This is a genomic window from Chromohalobacter sarecensis (assembly GCF_023061135.1).
Lineage (GTDB): Bacteria > Pseudomonadota > Gammaproteobacteria > Pseudomonadales > Halomonadaceae > Chromohalobacter > Chromohalobacter sarecensis.
The window spans coordinates 134,199-150,201 of sequence record NZ_JAKGAN010000006.1 but is presented as its reverse complement, the minus strand read 5'-3'; the positions used below and the strand labels follow the sequence as shown (position 1 = coordinate 150,201).

The 16,003-nt window shown below is 60.1% G+C and carries 14 protein-coding genes; 8 read left to right on the top strand and 6 right to left on the bottom strand.

Annotation, left to right across the window (positions count from 1 at the left end):
- Window positions 1–100: 100 nt before the first annotated feature.
- Both mqo and L1071_RS11210 read right to left on the bottom strand, forming a co-directional pair.
- Entirely contained in the window at window positions 101–1,612 is a 1,512-nt protein-coding gene (mqo, locus tag L1071_RS11215) for a malate dehydrogenase (quinone) (protein WP_246974812.1), read from the bottom strand.
- 214 nt (window positions 1,613–1,826) lie between these two features.
- The gene (locus tag L1071_RS11210) at window positions 1,827–2,483 is read right to left on the bottom strand and encodes a histidinol-phosphatase (RefSeq protein ID WP_246974809.1); all 657 of its coding nucleotides are present in this window, start codon (window positions 2,481–2,483) and stop codon (window positions 1,827–1,829) included.
- Between the two features lie 161 nt (window positions 2,484–2,644).
- On the opposite strand from L1071_RS11210, the gene L1071_RS11205 reads away from it, so the two are divergent.
- Both L1071_RS11205 and ptsP read left to right on the top strand, forming a co-directional pair.
- A complete protein-coding gene (locus L1071_RS11205; RefSeq protein WP_246974807.1) occupies window positions 2,645–3,154 on the top strand; it encodes an RNA pyrophosphohydrolase in 510 nt (169 codons plus the stop codon).
- A gap of 106 nt (window positions 3,155–3,260) precedes the next feature.
- Window positions 3,261–5,522, top strand: coding sequence for a phosphoenolpyruvate--protein phosphotransferase (gene ptsP / locus L1071_RS11200; protein WP_246974804.1), 2,262 nt, complete (start codon window positions 3,261–3,263; stop codon window positions 5,520–5,522).
- 36 nt (window positions 5,523–5,558) lie between these two features.
- On the opposite strand, the gene L1071_RS11195 is transcribed toward ptsP, so the two are convergent.
- Window positions 5,559–6,341 (bottom strand): NRDE family protein, encoded by a 783-nt coding sequence (locus L1071_RS11195; RefSeq protein WP_246974800.1) that lies wholly within the window; start codon window positions 6,339–6,341, stop codon window positions 5,559–5,561.
- Between the two features lie 150 nt (window positions 6,342–6,491).
- Between L1071_RS11195 and L1071_RS11190 the strand changes: the two genes are divergently transcribed.
- The 6 genes from L1071_RS11190 to L1071_RS11165 all read left to right on the top strand — a co-directional run bounded on the left by L1071_RS11190 (window position 6,492) and on the right by L1071_RS11165 (window position 13,312).
- Window positions 6,492–8,546: a response regulator gene (locus L1071_RS11190; protein ID WP_246974796.1), complete on the top strand. Its 2,055-nt coding sequence runs from the start codon at window positions 6,492–6,494 to the stop codon at window positions 8,544–8,546.
- 90 nt (window positions 8,547–8,636) lie between these two features.
- Complete coding sequence (gene lgt / locus L1071_RS11185) at window positions 8,637–9,443, top strand: prolipoprotein diacylglyceryl transferase (RefSeq protein WP_246899405.1); 807 nt, start codon at window positions 8,637–8,639, stop codon at window positions 9,441–9,443.
- Window positions 9,444–9,509: 66 nt separating this feature from the next.
- Window positions 9,510–10,304, top strand: a complete 795-nt coding sequence (locus tag L1071_RS11180; protein WP_246974792.1) for a thymidylate synthase — start codon at window positions 9,510–9,512, stop codon at window positions 10,302–10,304.
- On the top strand, window positions 10,301–10,837 hold the full coding sequence (locus L1071_RS11175; protein WP_246974789.1) for a dihydrofolate reductase: 537 nt from the start codon (window positions 10,301–10,303) through the stop codon (window positions 10,835–10,837). Before L1071_RS11180 ends, L1071_RS11175 begins: the two co-directional genes overlap by 4 nt.
- Window positions 10,838–10,965: 128 nt before the next feature.
- Window positions 10,966–11,739, top strand: coding sequence for a ProQ/FINO family protein (locus tag L1071_RS11170; RefSeq protein ID WP_246974787.1), 774 nt, complete (start codon window positions 10,966–10,968; stop codon window positions 11,737–11,739).
- Window positions 11,740–12,214: 475 nt separating this feature from the next.
- Entirely contained in the window at window positions 12,215–13,312 is a 1,098-nt protein-coding gene (locus tag L1071_RS11165) for a porin (protein ID WP_246974784.1), read from the top strand.
- Between the two features lie 130 nt (window positions 13,313–13,442).
- Here L1071_RS11165 and L1071_RS11160 read toward each other — a convergent pair whose 3' ends face one another.
- The 3 genes from L1071_RS11160 to L1071_RS11150 form a co-directional block, all read right to left on the bottom strand.
- Complete coding sequence (locus L1071_RS11160) at window positions 13,443–14,477, bottom strand: helix-turn-helix transcriptional regulator (protein ID WP_246974780.1); 1,035 nt, start codon at window positions 14,475–14,477, stop codon at window positions 13,443–13,445.
- Window positions 14,478–14,575: 98 nt separating this feature from the next.
- The gene (locus L1071_RS11155) at window positions 14,576–15,283 is read right to left on the bottom strand and encodes a DUF2201 family putative metallopeptidase (RefSeq protein ID WP_246974777.1); all 708 of its coding nucleotides are present in this window, start codon (window positions 15,281–15,283) and stop codon (window positions 14,576–14,578) included.
- 148 nt (window positions 15,284–15,431) lie between these two features.
- Window positions 15,432–15,947 (bottom strand): hypothetical protein, encoded by a 516-nt coding sequence (locus L1071_RS11150; protein WP_246974774.1) that lies wholly within the window; start codon window positions 15,945–15,947, stop codon window positions 15,432–15,434.
- Between the last annotated feature and the right edge of the window lie 56 nt (window positions 15,948–16,003).

Genomic DNA, 16,003 nt, shown 5'->3' with positions numbered 1-16,003 from the left:
GAAAAGTGACTGTGCTCACGCTTGCTATTACGTATGTGGTGTCATGAAAAAGCGCCTCGATCCATCGGATCGAGGCGCTTTGCGTAGAATGTTGCGTATTTTATGCCACCGGCGCTGTGGCGGGCTGCGCATCGGCGAGCTTGAGCGTAGTGTGCGTGCGGTGACGCACGTCGCGCAGTAGCTGGCCGTTGTCGGCCAAGGTGTCGGCGCGCGCGGGCACGAGCTCGTGCAGACGCTGTTGCCAGGCATCGCTGGCAAACTTCTCGGGGAAGCACTGTTCGACGAGATTGATCATGATCGAGGCGGCGGTGGAGGCGCCTGGCGAGGCACCAAGCAGTGCCGCGAGCGAACCATCGCTGGCCGCCACGACCTCGGTGCCGAATTGCAGAACGCCGCCTTTTTCGGGGTCTTTCTTGATGACCTGGACACGCTGGCCGGCGACTTCGAGGCGCCAGTCCTCAGTTTTGGCCGTGGGATAGAAGGCGCGCAGCTCGTCGACGCGCTGCTCATGAGAGAGCCGAACCTGGTCGATCAAGTATTTGACCAAGCTGAAGTTATCACGCGCCACCGAGAGCATGGGGCTCAGGTTGGAGGAGCGCACGGATCTCGCCAGGTCCATGATCGAACCGGTTTTCAGGAACTTGGTGGTGAAGCCGGCGAAGGGTCCGAACAACAGCGAGGGTGTGCCGTCGACGTTGCGCGTATCCAGATGGGGCACCGACATCGGCGGCGCGCCAATGGGGGCCTTGCTGTAGACCTTGGCATGATGCTGGGAGACGACCTCAGGCTTGTCGCAACGCAACCATTGGCCGCTGACCGGGAAACCCGCGTAGCCCTTGCCTTCGGGGATGCCGCTTTTCTGCAGCAGATGCAGTGAGGCACCACCGGCGCCCAGAAACACGAAGCGTGCACGCAGGGTACGCTTGGTGTTGTCGTTGCCTGCGACTTTTAGGGTCCAACTGCCATCGTCGTTACGGTCCAGGTCCTCGACCGTCTGGCCCGTGCTGATGCGTACCTGCTCGTCGGGCGCTTCCTCGAGCCGGGTGAGGAGTTGGCGGGTCAGAGCGCCGAAGTCGACATCGGTGCCGCCGGCGACGCGCGTTGCGGCCAACGGTTCGTCGCCCTCGCGCCCGTCCAGCAATAACGGCGCCCATTGGTCGATGACGCTGCGTTCCTCGGTGTATTCCATGCCTTCGAAACATGGGTGCTCGCGCATGGCATGGTAGCGATCACGCAGGAAGCGGACGTCGTCTGCGCCGCGTACGAAGCTCATGTGTGGTACCGGATGGACGAAGCGCGCCGGGTCGCCAAGATTGCCCTTTTCGACCAAGTAGCTCCATAGCTGCTTGGATTCCTCGAACAGGGTGTTGGTGTGGATGGCCTTGTCGAGGACGATCGAGCCATCCTCGGCGCGGGGGGTGTAGTTGAGTTCGCACAAGCCAGCGTGACCGGTGCCGGCGTTGTTCCAGGCAAACGAGCTTTCGCTGGCAGTGGTGTCGAGGCGTTCGATGATCTCGATGCGCGCCTCCGGCTCCAACTCGTGAAGCAGTGTCGCGAGCGTGGCGCTCATCACGCCTGCACCCACGAGTACGATGTCTACTGACTCATCCATATGCGTGCCAACCATTCACATAGCCCTTGAAAAGGTGCGTCGGTCAGCCGGCGAACGACGTCTCGAACTGCGACCGGCGCGATGGAATTATGAGCGCATTATAACGCTTTTGACGCGGAAATACTGCCTTCCCAAGCCTGACATTATGACTAATGACAAAGCCATAAGGGATCCCTTTGGCGTGCTATAAATGCGCGACTTGGTCGGTGCGCTCTCAATCACGCAGGCTGATGATGCGCCAGCCGCGTTGCTCGGCGGCCTCGCGCAGGGCATCGTCGGGGTCGACGGCGACGGGATGGTCGACGCGCTCGAGGAGCGGCAAATCGTTGTGCGAGTCGCTGTAGAACCAGGCGCCGTCGAGGGTGACATTTTCCTCGGCGAGCCAGGTTTCCAGGCGCGTTACCTTGCCTTCACGGAAACTCGGGGTGCCCACCACGCGCCCTGTGTACTGGCCGGCCTCGACCTCGGGTTCGACGGCGATCAAATCATCCACGCCCAGGCGCTCGGCGATGGGGCCGGTGATGAAACGGTTGGTAGCGGTGATGATCAGTAGTCGGTTGCCTTTGGCGCGATGGCGTGCCAGCAGCTCTTCTCCGCGCGTCAGGATGTGCGGCTCGATCTTGCTGGCCATGAACTGTTGATGCCAGGCGGCCAGCTGCTCCGGCGTGTTCTCAGCCAATGGCTGTAGTGCCAGGGCCAAGTACGCCATGATGTCGAGATCGCCGCTCTGGTAATCTTGGTAGAAGCGCTCGTTGGCGTCGCGATAGGTCGTCGCGTCGACGGCGCCTTGCTCGATGAGGAACTCGCCCCAGGCATGGTCGCTGTCGAGGTCCAGTAGGGTATTGTCGAGATCGAAGATCGCCAGGCTCAAGGAGGACTCCTTGCATCGTGCTGGGTGAACAGGAAGCTTGCGGCATAAAGGGAAGAGGATTATCGCAGAGTTACCGAATGTTGCCCACCACAAGGCGTATTGATGCGCTTTCTGGCTTTGTGGAAGAATGGCCTCAACGAAGATTCATTAAGGTGATGTCCGTGATCGACGCTGACGGCTTCAGGCCCAACGTTGGCATCATCATTGCCAACCGCAGTGGACAGCTGCTCTGGGCGCGTCGTGTGGGACAGAATGCGTGGCAATTTCCGCAAGGAGGAATCAAGGCGCATGAGACACCGGAACAGGCATTGTATCGGGAGCTCGAGGAAGAGATCGGCTTGACGCCGGAGGATGTCGAGATCTTGGCCTGTACGCGCGGATGGCTGCGCTACCGTCTCCCACGACGCATGGTGAGAACGCATTCGAGGCCGATATGTATCGGCCAGAAACAGAAGTGGTTTCTGCTCAAGATCCGGTGTCGGGATAGCCGGGTTTGCGTGGATTCCACGCCCAAACCGGAATTCGATGGCTGGCGCTGGGTCAGTTATTGGTATCCATTGGGGCAGGTCGTGCCCTTCAAGCGCGAAGTCTACCGCCGCGCCCTGCGCGAATTGGCGCCACGCGTTCATCGCTTGGCGAACGAAGAGGGGCCCTGCGAAGCGCCGCGCTAGATATCGCCACCGGGGGCCGACATCGCAGGGTGCGCCGAAAGGCCCTGCGTTCGCCTTGAGATCAACCGTCGCACGCGTGTCGTGACGACAACAAGAAGAAATGCCAATGCTCGATGTTCTCCGACGCATCATTCAGGAAGTCAACGGCGCGCGCAGTCTAGAGGCCGCGTTGGCGACCATGGTGCGCCGAATCCGCAAGGCCATGCACACCGATGTATGTTCCATCTATTTGTTCGACGCTGAGCGCGACAGTCTGGTGCTCATGGATACGCTGGGCTTGCGTAGCGAAGCGGTAGGGCAGGTGAGCATGGGGCTCGGCGAGGGGTTGGTCGGGTTGGTGGGGCAACGCGAAGAGCCGCTCAATCTCGAGGACGCGCCGTCGCACCCGTATTTTCGCTATTTCGCCGAGACGGGCGAAGAGCGTTTCTCGAGCTTCCTCGGCGTGCCGATCATTCATCAGCGTCGCATGCTGGGGGTGCTGGTCGTCCAGCAGCAGGCCATGCGGCGTTTCGATGAAGGCGATGAGGCGTTCCTCATCACCATGGCCGCGCAACTGGCCGGTGTGCTGGCCCATGCCATGGCGACGGGGACGTTGACCCGGCCGACCCAGGCCGATGGCCAGGCGATGTTTTCGGGGGTCGCGGCATCGCCCGGCATGGCGTCGGGAGAGCTGGTGGTGCTGATGCCACCCGCAGATCTCAACAGCGTGCCCGACCTGATTCCCACCGATATCGAGGCCGAAATCACCCGCCTGCACGAAGCCATCGCCAATGTTCGCAAGGAAATCGGCGTTGCGGCGGCACGCTTGGTCAAGCGTATCTCGGCGCAGGAAGTGGCGCTGTTCGACGCCTACCAGCAGATGCTGGGCGACGCGGCACTGGGCCAAGAGGTCGAGAAGCGCATCCGCGAAGGCCAGTGGGCGCCCGGTGCCCTGGCCGATGTGGTCAAGCGCCATGTGCAGTATCTAGAGCGTGTCGACGACAATTATTTGCGAGAGCGTGCCGCCGACATCCGCGATCTGGGGCGCCGCGTGCTCGCCCATCTCCAGGAAGACAGCCCGCGCACGCCGGACACGTTTCCCGAACAGACCATCCTGATCGGCGATGAGTTGAGTGCCGCCTCGCTGGGCGAGGTGCCGCGCAACAAACTGGTGGGATTGGTCTCGATTCGCGGCTCGAGCACCTCGCATGTCGCCATTCTGGCGCGCGCGATGGGCATTCCTACCGTGTTGGGAATGGTCGATTTACCCTTGCCGCGGCTCAACGGCGCCCGGGCGATTCTCGACGGCCATCGTGGTCGGCTGTTCGTGCGCCCCGATGCCGAGCGTGAGCACCATTACGAGACCTTGATCGCCGAGGAGAAGGCGCTCAGCGAGGTGCTAGAGCATGAGCAGGATCGCCCCAGCGAAACCTCGGACGGCTACCACATGCCCTTGATGGTCAATACCGGCCTGGCGGTGGAGGCTGTGGCGTCTCTCAAGTCGCGAGTCAGCGGTGTGGGTCTTTATCGCACCGAAGTGCCGTTCATGATGAACGAGCGCTTCCCCAGCGAGCAGGAGCAGACGCGGCTCTACCACGATCAGCTCGAGAGTTTCGCGCCGTTACCGGTGGTGATGCGCACCTTGGACATCGGCGGCGACAAGGACCTGCCGTACTTTCCCATCGACGAAGCCAACCCCTTTTTGGGATGGCGCGGCATCCGCGTGACGCTCGATCATCCGGAAGTGCTGATGGTCCAGTTGCGCGCCATGCTGCGCGCCTCGGTGGGGCTCGACAACCTTTGCATCCTGTTACCGATGATCTCGAGCATCGAAGAAGTCGATACCGCGCTCAGGCTCATCGACCGGGCCCAGCGGGAGCTGGCCGAGGAAGGTGTCAAGCTGGCGCGCCCTCGGGTTGGGGTGATGATCGAGGTGCCGGCGACGCTTTATCAGCTCGATGCACTGGCCGCTCGCGTTGATTTCTTCTCGGTGGGCAGTAACGATCTTACTCAATACTTGCTGGCAGTGGATCGCAATAATCCGCGCGTGGCGAGCCTTTACGATGCCTGCCATCCTGCCGTGCTGGGCGCCTTGTCGCATCTTGCCATCGAGTCGCGGCGCTTGCAGGTGCCGGCCTCGGTATGCGGTGAGCTGGCCGGCGACCCCGCTGGTGCCTTGCTGCTGATGGGCATGGGCTTCGAGGCGCTCTCCATGAATGCGCCTAGTTTGTCCCGGGTGCGTGCGGCGATCCGGCGAGTTTCGCTCGAGGACGCGCAGGCGCTGCTCGACGAAACCCTGGCGTTACCCACCACTGCGGCGGTGCGGGCGCACCTGCGCCAGCGCATGGTGGAATGGAAGCTGGCACATTTGCTGCCCCCCGACGATTGAGCCTCGACGGGTGCCATGCTCGATGAGCGGCGCAGGTCAGGCCTGCGTGACGTCGGCCAGGGTGAGCGAATGTCGGCGATTGCCTTGCACGATACCGTTCGGGCCGAAGCGCGATTCTTGCAGTTCGATATGACTGGACCGCCATTCCACGAGCGTCGTGGCGCGGGTGCCGTAACGTTGCCCGCGAATGAAGATCGGTGCCAGGAAGCGCTCCATTTCCATGCCCACGCCGGTATCCGGTAGGTTCGGTGTCGGCGCCGTCTGGGTATCCTGCATCAACTCGAGCGCAGGCGTTTGCCAGGGTGTTTGCGTGAGTGTCCCTTCGAAACCCTCCCGGGCGCGAATTACTTTCGGCCAAGGTGTATTCAAAGTGGCGTTGGAAAGGCCATGTACGCCGGGTGCCACTCGGGTGAGCATCGTCCCCGTTGGGCCGTGATGAACATGCATCAGCGTGACGCCGTCGCAATAGAGCAGATTGAACCAGGCATAGGCGCGTGCCTCGCTCGACGCGAGGGCCTCGAGCCAGTCGAGCGGTGCTTCATGCGTCAGTGCCTGATAAGGCAGGGCGCCTCGGCTGGGGGGTGAAGTCGGCGCTGCAGTGTGCGCGTCGCGAACATTGGTCACTGCCGCAAAGCGCCCGCTTTGCGAGGCCGCCAACCAGGTGCCTCCGGCGCGCAGGTCACGACCGCCGACGAGGCTCGGGGTATCCGGCCACGGGGCCAGCGCTTGTGTCGGGCGGTCGTGAACCTCATCGCGGTTGGCGGCCAGGCGCAAGGGCGTGTCGCTACCTGGGCGCCAGTCGAAGACGATCAAGCACATGGCATATTTCTCTCGCAAAGGGTTTTCGTGGACGTCGCTATCGTGAAGATGATAGCGCCAGCGTAACGCGCCATGCCGAGCCCCGCACGTGCCATGACAGCCGGTAAGCGAGCGCGTACACTCGCTGCATCGTCACGAGCAGGGTAGGGCATGCACAAAGCCGCGACTCCTTCGAGCCCCCATCGTTCGCGCTGGAAAGCGTTGCTGTGGCCATTGTTGCTGGCCGAGATAGGCTTCACGTTGGTATGTCTGGGCGCCGGGGCATTGATCTGGCAGGCGAGCGACCGTCGCGAATCGGAAAACGCGCTGGCGCGCTTGCAGGCTTCGCACAGTGTCTATGCGCGCCAGTTGGATGCTCGCTTGACCGCCCAGCAGCAGCATCTCGTGATGCTCGCACGTGGCTCGCGGCGCATTCTGCAGTCGATGGCCGAGAATGACTCGCCTTCTCCGAACGTCGCTCCGGTACTGCCGGCCGTGCTGTCGCACGATGATGCCCAGCAGCTGCTGACGAGGCTGGTCGATGACTATGACGGCATGGATGCTCTGGTCACCCGCTTGTTCATCTTGCCGGTGGGTATGCGTGATTTCAGCGCCCCCGAGCCGCAGGACGATATCGATAGCAGCCTTCCCCCTTATCAGCGAGAACGCGTCTCCGCCGACGCGGAGAACGTGACCTGGTGGACCGGGACGCAAGCGCCGCCGGGACGCTTGGTGGCCACCCGCGATGTGGTGTGGAACGAGCATTACCTTGCGCGGGTGGGGATGGAAATTTCCCTGCCACGGCTGAAGCGGTTGATTGGTGATGAAACCGGCAACACCGGGGAGCACTGGTTGGTCGATGGGGCCGGGAATGCCTTGATGCGCGATGATGCTTCCCACGTGTTGCCTGACGCCGCAGGGCGTTATGGTATGCAATGGCTGGAGGAAGGGCGCCGAGCGTTGATCTGGGACACGCTCCCTGGAACCGGTTGGCGGCTGGTGAGTCGCCTGAGCCTGCCCGATGACAGTGCCTGGCAGAAGGCGCTGCCATGGCTGAGTATCGGCTTGATTCTGGGCAATGTGCTGATCTTCGCGGGCTTCGTGACCGTACTCTACTGGCGATTGCAGCGCGAGGAGGATGCCTGGCGGGCCGCGCTGGGCAGACTCGTCGGTTGGCTGCCCCGTACGCAAGAGGATGCGCCGGACATTACCGATGTCTCGCCAGCGACCTTGAATGCGCTACTGACGCGACTCGAACCGCAATGGCTTACTCGCGCTTCGAGCGATGCATGGGATATGCCCGCCTGGCTCAATACCCTGCAGCTACCGGCCTTGCTGACCGAGGGCGATGCCATCGTCACCCTGAATTCCGCCTTGGCGCGATTGCTCGGCGAGCGCCCCGAGGCGTTGCGCGACATTCAATTGACTGAATGGTTGAAGCCGCGGCTCGTCGATGAACAACGGCGCCGGGTGCGGGTCACCGATGCGGCAGGGGGAACGCGCGAGTATCGCCTCGAATGCCTGGCCGTACGTGGTGAACACTCCGTCTGGGCGTTGATCGATCAGACCGAGGCCGGCGAAACCTTGTACCGCTTGCGCCTGGCCCGTGATCAGGCACGCGAGGATGCGCGCCTCAAGACGGGCTATCTATCGCATCTACGCCAAGAGCTCGAGTCCTCCGTTAATACACTGGCCTCGCTTCCCGAGGTCGATACGCATCGCCAGCCTTCGCGATGCGAGGCGCTGCGTCGACGGCTGGAAGATGCCATGCTGTTGCTCGATACCCTGACGGAGGAAAAGCCGGCGTCCGATACGCGCCAAAGCGATGCGACCCCCCGGTTACTGATCGTCGATGACGGCCCCGTCAATACGCTGCTGGCATGCAGTGTGCTCGAGCGCCAGGGGTGTCATGTCGAGACCGCGACGAACGGCGAGGAGGCGCTGGCACTGGCCGAGCGACAAGCGTTCGATCTGGTGTTCATGGACATTTACATGCCGACCCTCGACGGTCTGGAAACCAGCCGTCGCTGGCGTCGGTTGGAGCGTCGTCTGGCGAGGCGGCATGCCAGCGTGCTGGTGGCGTTGACCGCCAATGTCACGCAAGCCAGTCGAGACGCCTTTCTGCAGGCGGGCATGGACGATTGCCTGGCCAAGCCTTACCGCCCCGGCGATCTGGTCGCGATGGTACGCCGTTGGGTGGGCAAAGATGCGACACCCGAGACATAGACGATGACGTGCGTCGTTGCCGCCCGGCAGCGGCTGTCGTAAGGTGTCGGGCTCGCCGCCGACCAGAACGTATGCAAGGAGAACGCACGCATGCTGAGTTATCCCGAGATCGACCCCATCGCCATCGCCTTGGGACCCTTCAAGGTGCATTGGTACGGGCTGATGTATGTGATTGGTTTCGTGGGAGCCTGGTGGCTAGGGCGCAAGCGCGCTGCGCGCATCGGTCTCAAGGCGGATGATATCGGCGACTTGCTGTTCTATGGTGCGCTGGGCGTCGTGCTCGGCGGGCGCATAGGGTATGCGATCTTCTACGGTTTCGAGCGCCTGATGGATAATCCGTTATGGATCTTCCAGGTCTGGGATGGCGGCATGAGCTTTCATGGTGGCCTGGTCGGTGTCCTGATTGCCGCTGGCCTTTTCGCACGCAAGCATCGATTGGCGTTTTTTCAGCTCACCGATTTCGTGGCGCCGATGGTGCCGATCGGCCTGGGAGCCGGACGCATCGGCAACTTCATCAATCATGAGTTACCCGGGCGCGTGACCGACGTGCCCTGGGCGCTGGTGTATCCCGGCCTCGGCCCTGAGGGACGTCATCCCTCGCCGCTTTATGAGTTCGCGCTGGAAGGCGTGGTGATGTTCGTCGTGCTGTGGTGGGTCTCTAGTCGGCCGCGTCGGCGTGGTATGATATCCGGCCTGTTCCTGCTGCTTTACGCGGTGTTCCGCTTCGCGGTCGAGTTCGTGCGTCAGCCCGATCCGCAACTCGGCTTCATCGCCTTCGGCTGGTTGACCATGGGCCAATTGTTGACCGTCCCCATGGTCTTGGCCGGTATTGCCTTGATCGCCTGGTCGCGTCGGCAACCGGTCGACGATGCGCGTGAAGCGTCACCGGCGGCGTGAGCGGCCAGGCGTCCAATTCCGGCGCGACATCGTCGTCGCGCCTTCATCGTTCAACGTTCGGATGACATGCAGCCTTATCTCGATTTGATGCGCCATGTGCTCGACAATGGCGTGGAAAAAAGTGACCGCACCGGCACCGGGACGCTCAGCGTCTTCGGTCATCAGATGCGTTTCGATCTGGCCGACGGCTTCCCGCTGGTGACCACCAAGAAGCTCCACTTGCGCTCGATCATCCATGAGCTGCTGTGGTTCCTGCGCGGTGACACCAATATTGCCTACCTCAAGGAAAACCGGGTTCGCATCTGGGACGAGTGGGCCGACGAAAACGGCGACCTGGGGCCGGTTTACGGCTATCAGTGGCGCAGTTGGCCGCGCCCGGACGGCGGGCATGTCGATCAGATCGCCAATGTCGTCGAGCAGATCAAGCGCAACCCCGATTCGCGCCGGTTGATCGTCTCGGCCTGGAACCCGGCGCTGGTCGATGACATGGCGTTGCCGCCGTGCCATGCCCTGTTTCAGTTCTATGTCGCGGATGGCCGGCTGTCGTGTCAGCTGTATCAGCGCAGTGCCGATATCTTCCTCGGCGTGCCGTTCAACATCGCAAGCTATGCGCTACTCACGCACATGATCGCGCAGGCCTGCGACCTGGCGCCGGGTGAGTTCATTCATACCCTGGGCGATGCGCACCTCTATCTCAATCATCTCGATCAGGCGCGCCTCCAGTTGAGCCGCGCGCCGCATGCGCGTCCACGGCTGGTGCTCAATCCCGAGATTACGGATGTGTTCGATTTCACCTTCGAGGATATCGCCATCGAAGGCTATGATCCGCACCCGCATATCAAGGCGGAGGTCGCCGTATGAACGAGCCCACCAACGCCTGTGTCGATACGGTGGTGCCCATCGCCCTGGTGGCGGCGATGTCGCGAGAGCGTGTCATCGGTGTCGATAACAAAATGCCGTGGCACCTGCCGGAAGATCTCAAGTTCTTCAAGCGCGTGACCATGAACAAACCGTTGGTCATGGGGCGCAAGACGTTCGAGTCCATCGGTAAGCCGTTACCGGGACGCCTGAATATCGTTGTCACGCGTGATCGTGGCTATTTCCATGACGGAATCAGCGTCTGCCATGATCTGGCCAGTGCTCTCGAGATGGCCGATGGCCAGGCCATTATCGAGGGTGTCGAGGATATCTGCGTGATCGGCGGTGGCGAGATATTCGCCGCGGCCCTGCCTTGCGCCACGCGGCTCTATCTGACCGAGGTCGATGTCGCGGTGGACGGCGATGCTTGGTTTCCTGCCTTCGATACCACGCATTGGCAGGAAACCCAGCGTGTGCCGGGCCAGGGCGGTGATGGCAAGCCCGACTATGCGTTCGTGCATTACGAGCGGCGATGAGGTTGCCAGCGCGGCGAAGCTGGCACAGACTTACCCGGTAGCCCGCATGGGCCGGGCCTGTCTGTCGCGACGCAGCGTAGACGATTCGAGGCCCAGCGTTCGTTCAAGGCAATCAGGGAGTGCTCGCCTTGCTGACCGACCACGCAGACGCCCTGTTCAGGGCATTGGAACATCAAGCCGAAGCCTGCCGGGCCGACCTTGAGGCGGCCCGTGGAAAGGTCACGGCGCTTGAGTCGGAAAACCGTGCCCTGCGTGAGCGCCTCTTGGCGCTTGCCGAGCTGGAGCCCGACGATACCCAGACGCCCGCCACTCAGGCGGAACTGCCTGACGCCGGGGCGAAAGCCAGAGGGCTTGGGCCCATCGCGTTTCGTGGCCCGCGTCGGCCGACGGGAGAAGCCACCGAAGATCACGCGCCTTCCGCCCTTGCCTCTCCATCAGACGATCACAGCCAGCCCACTGGCGAGGCGGAGAGCGAGATTCCGCAGGCCAGTCTGGCACTGGGCGCGGAACATGAGCCGCCTTCTCCCCAGTCGTTGCTGGCGCAGTGGTACCAGCGCTATCCGGACACCTTCTTCAAGGGTCACACTCAGCCGCTCAAGACGGGCATTCATCTCGACTTGGTGGCGCGCGAGCCCTGGCCGGAGAAGCTCGTGCGTCGCGCCCTGGCGTGCTATGTGCACTTGCCGCGCTATCTTAAGGCAGTGCGTGCCGACGTGATGCGGGTGGATCTTGACGGCCAGCCGGCCGGTGGCGTGACCGAGGGCGAGGCACGTCACGCCCGCAAGCAGCTCGATGAGCTCACGAAGAAGCAGAAAAAACAGCAGAAGCAGCACAGCGAGCGCAAGGAATCCGAGCAGCTAGAGCGCAAGTTGAGCCAGTTGCTCGCCAAGCATGGCCGATGAAAATCGGATGAAAGTATCGAAAAAGAGGGGCGCAAGCCCCTTTTTTATTGCCATGTTTTCAGCGCCGGATGGTGGTTACATCCGCGTTATGCGACTTTTGTAGTAAAACTCGCCTTCATTGCGGATTGCCTCTTGCCAGAGAGAGCCTTGAATCGTAAAGATGAGCGTGTCGCTGACGTCACGCCAATGTCATATTGGCGGCGTAGAGTGGCTTCCAGGCCTTTCGAGGCCGGCTCGCGGGGGAGGTGATCTTGACCGAATCGACAGGAAGCGCGGAAGGAAAACAGTGTTTTTTTCTTGTTGCGTTCTCCAAAAGACCGGTATAAGGTTTCTCTGCGAGCATTGGATAACAACAAGGCTTTACGAACTCGTCGCGGTGTTGCCTTAGCAAGCCGCTGAAAAAACAGACCGGGTCGAAAGCCGACTGCATTTGCAGACACGATCGAACAGTAAGCTAGTTAAGGAATATATCGCGATGAAAAAGACACTTTTAGCGACTGCCGTTGCCGGCGCCATCGGTGCTTCAGCAGGTGCTGCCCAGGCTGCCACCATCTACAACCAAGACGGTACGCAGCTCGACCTGTACGGCAACATTCAGATTGCCTACAAATCACTCGATAATGCTGCCGGTGACTCAGAAGACGAGCTGTTCGACAACGGCTCGACCGTCGGCTTCTCTGGTCAGCACATCATCAATCCGGGCCTGACCGGCTACTTCAAGGCCGAGTTCGAGCATAACGCCGATGAAGAAAAGATCGGTGGTGGTCTAAATTCTGGCGACCAAGCCTACATGGGCCTGAAGGGTAACTTCGGTGATGCCCGTGTTGGTTCCTGGGATCCGCTGATTGATGACTGGGTCCAGGATCCGATCACCAACAACGAATACTTCGATGTCTCCGACTCTACCACTGATTTGGGTGGTCTCTATGGCGGCACCTTGAGCGATACTGTCGATACTGATCGCGAAGGTGACAAGATTCAGTATATGTCTCCGTCCCTTGGTGGCCTGCAGTTTGCCGTGGGTAGCCAGTACAAAGGCGATGCCGAAGACGAGTTCAACGCTAACGGCGCTAACCCTGATATCTCCAGCAATGGCTCGAATGCTTCGTTCTTCGGTGGTCTGAAGTATACCGTTGGCGCGTTCTCAATTGCCGGTGTCTATGACGATCTCGATAACTACGATCTTCGTGATGAAACCACTGGTGATGAATATAGCGCCAAGGCCTATGGTGTGAATGCTCAGTACACCATGGACGCGCTGCGTCTGTCCGCCAAGGTGGAAAACACCGACGTCGACTATGCAGACGATAGCGGTGACATCATGCGCTATGCGCTGGGTGCACGTTACGGCTATGGCTTCGGTGATGTCTACGGTGCCTATCAGCGCGTCGATGCCGACGAAGAAGTGGCCAACGTGGTTGATTCCGGTGGTGACGACAGCTTCAACGAATTTTCGTTGGGCGCTACGTACAACCTATCTCCGGCTATGTACACCTTCGTTGAGTACGCGCAGTACGATCGTACTAACGACGAAGGTGACGGCGTTGCCGTGGGTGCTGTCTACAGCTTCTAAGCTGTCGATGCCTCAGCGATCTTGAAGATCGCGGCCAAAACGAAGCCGGCTCATTGCGAGCCGGCTTTTTAATGAGCATGTATAAAGTTTGATACTTTTTAGTAAGAATATGTATGGAAATGGCAGGATGCTACGTCTCGGTTTCCATGGGTGTTTTCAAGGATGATTGCGCCAGAATGCGGCGGGCATCGTCACGTATTTCCTCACGCCAGGCACAGGGTTCCAGCACCTCCACATTGGCGCCCATGCCTTTCAGCCACCAGAGTGTTTGCTGGTCGTCGGGTAATTCGACGCTCAGTCGCTGCCACTGACTATGCGGCAGCGGCGTCAATTCTTGCTCACTCGCTAACGGTGTTTCGGTCAATAGCCAGGCGACTTGAGGGGCGACATTGGCAATCAGGTGTACATCATCGCGCGATTGTCGATAACCGAAAGCACCATCGGCGATATACGTATCGAGATCGAATCCCGGGGTTTCGCGCCACGGCATATGACTAATGGTCGCTTGATGTATTCGGTGTAATGCGAACTGACGCAGGTCGCTGTATTCCTCCACCGTCGCCACGACATAGGTAACACTGTGACGGGTGACGAGTCCCTGTGGATGAAGAATCAGTATCTTGTACTCCTCACGACTCCGCGAAAGGTAGCGTACCTCGATGGCCTTGTTTTCCAGCAAGGCTTGCGCGACGCATTGCCAGCTAAAGGCATCAACGGCGGCGGGCATCAGAGCTTTGCCGTTGGGAATGGCCCGAACACGCTTCCTCCATTGGTTCAAGCTGTTGCCTTCCAGGTCGTCGAGTAACCGGTGCGCATCGGCGAACTGGTGAGACAACTGCCCCAGCACCACGGGGGGCAGAATGCCCTTGAGATATTCTTCGGCAAGGATGAGCGTGAGGGCGCTGGGTAAATCCAGGGCCGGGAGGTTGCCTTGAAACTGACGGTCGAAATACCAGCGAAAGGGTTTTTGTGTATCATCGCAGATCAAGGGAAAGTGCAGCGCCAATTTGTCGCGAAGATCGCGTTGCAGCGAGCGAGCATCGACCATGAAACCGCGTTCACGAAGCTTCTCCAGCAATACAGGGGTCGCGATGCGGCCCGGACTGCGGGGAATTAGCTGCAACAGGGTCAGGTAACGAAAGAGCGTATCGCGAACGTGGGGCATGGAGTCCTCGGAGAAGAGTTACGTTTTATTACATAGTAGTCATCGGCCTTGAATTGATTTTCTTTAGAATATTCGGGTATTCGGTCCGCCATGTCGTGCTATGACAAATGCTTCAAACGTGTCGCGATGGGGGCAGGCAGATGGTGGGTCCACCGATAGTCATTGGCGAGCATCCGAGTGTGCGAGCGCCATGTCTCGACGAGCCTGCTGTCGGGCGGCGTCGGTGTGAAATCTGTGTCGAGGCTAGCTTGTGATGAAGGGAGTGGTATGACGCACTCTTCATACAGGCGGTCGGTCGTGACTTCCTGTTCAAGCGCCGGGTGAGTGAGTAGCCAGTCATGCACTTCGTGAGCGGGATACGGGACTTTCGAGAAGAACAATACGGCCGAAGTCGGCAGCATATAACCCTGCTGCAATAGCAAACTGTTGATCTCATGGTCCCACGCCAGGTGCCACATATCGGAGGACGATGAGGCAGGAAGTAGATAGCCCAAGGCACAGTGCCAGGTCAGGTGCGCCTGTAGATAACGGCGATGCTCTGCGTCGAGCGGCGCACTGAAACGTGCATCGAAATAGATGCTGCGCCCATCGGTGGTAGCTGTCGCCACGCGATCGTCGATGACAGGGATAAGCGTGAGGCTATCGGCAAGATCGGCATTCAACGGACAGCTATCCCGCCAGTGATCGCGATCCGACATCCACAACGCGAGCTGCTCATCTTTCAATGCTCGTGCTGCTGCGTTCTCGGTATTACCTTTCTTGCGTGCGATATACGACGCCAACTGCGTCACCACTCCTTTGCGCATACCGAACTCCATTGCACGTTGAGGTAGGCAAGGAGTATCGAGGAAGGTAGCGACAATGGGTGTCGCAGTATTCGGTATCGAGGAAATTAGGTTTATCTGGTAAAGGGAGGGCTATTGGGGCCGCTGGGGCGCGACCCCAATGGGCAGTTTAGATTTTCCCCAGGAGCTGCATATCGTTGCGCAAGTCGTCGGGAACGTCCTTGAGAAGTACCAGGTTCAGCTCTTGAGAGCCTTCATGCTGGGCGACGCTCTCTCCCAAGTTGCCGTTGATCTCATCGGGGCTAAGCGTATACATGGCGCCTGTCAGTGGATCCACGATCAACCAGCCAATGAGGCCGCCGAAGAGAATGTTCCCCCCGATGTACCAGCCATTGGGTGAGCTGGAAATAGAGATGGCCCGTGATTCATAGCCGTCTTTACTGAGAGTGACGCTATAGTCCTTGCCTCCGAAGTAGGAGCCATCCGCCTTCTTTAGCGTGACGGTCGTCGGCGTTTCTCCCTGAAAAATTTCCTGATTGGTTTCGTCCGTGATCACTAGGTCTGCCTGAGATGGCGTGCTATTGATCGTGATTTGCTGATCTTTGTCACCGACGATGCTGGCGCAGCCAGACAGTGACACCATACCTGCTGCGCTCATTGCGATCGCAGTCATTTTTAGATTCATGGGATTCCCTTGCGTAAATCGAATTTTAATTAGCCTTAAAAGGCGTCGGGATGTTA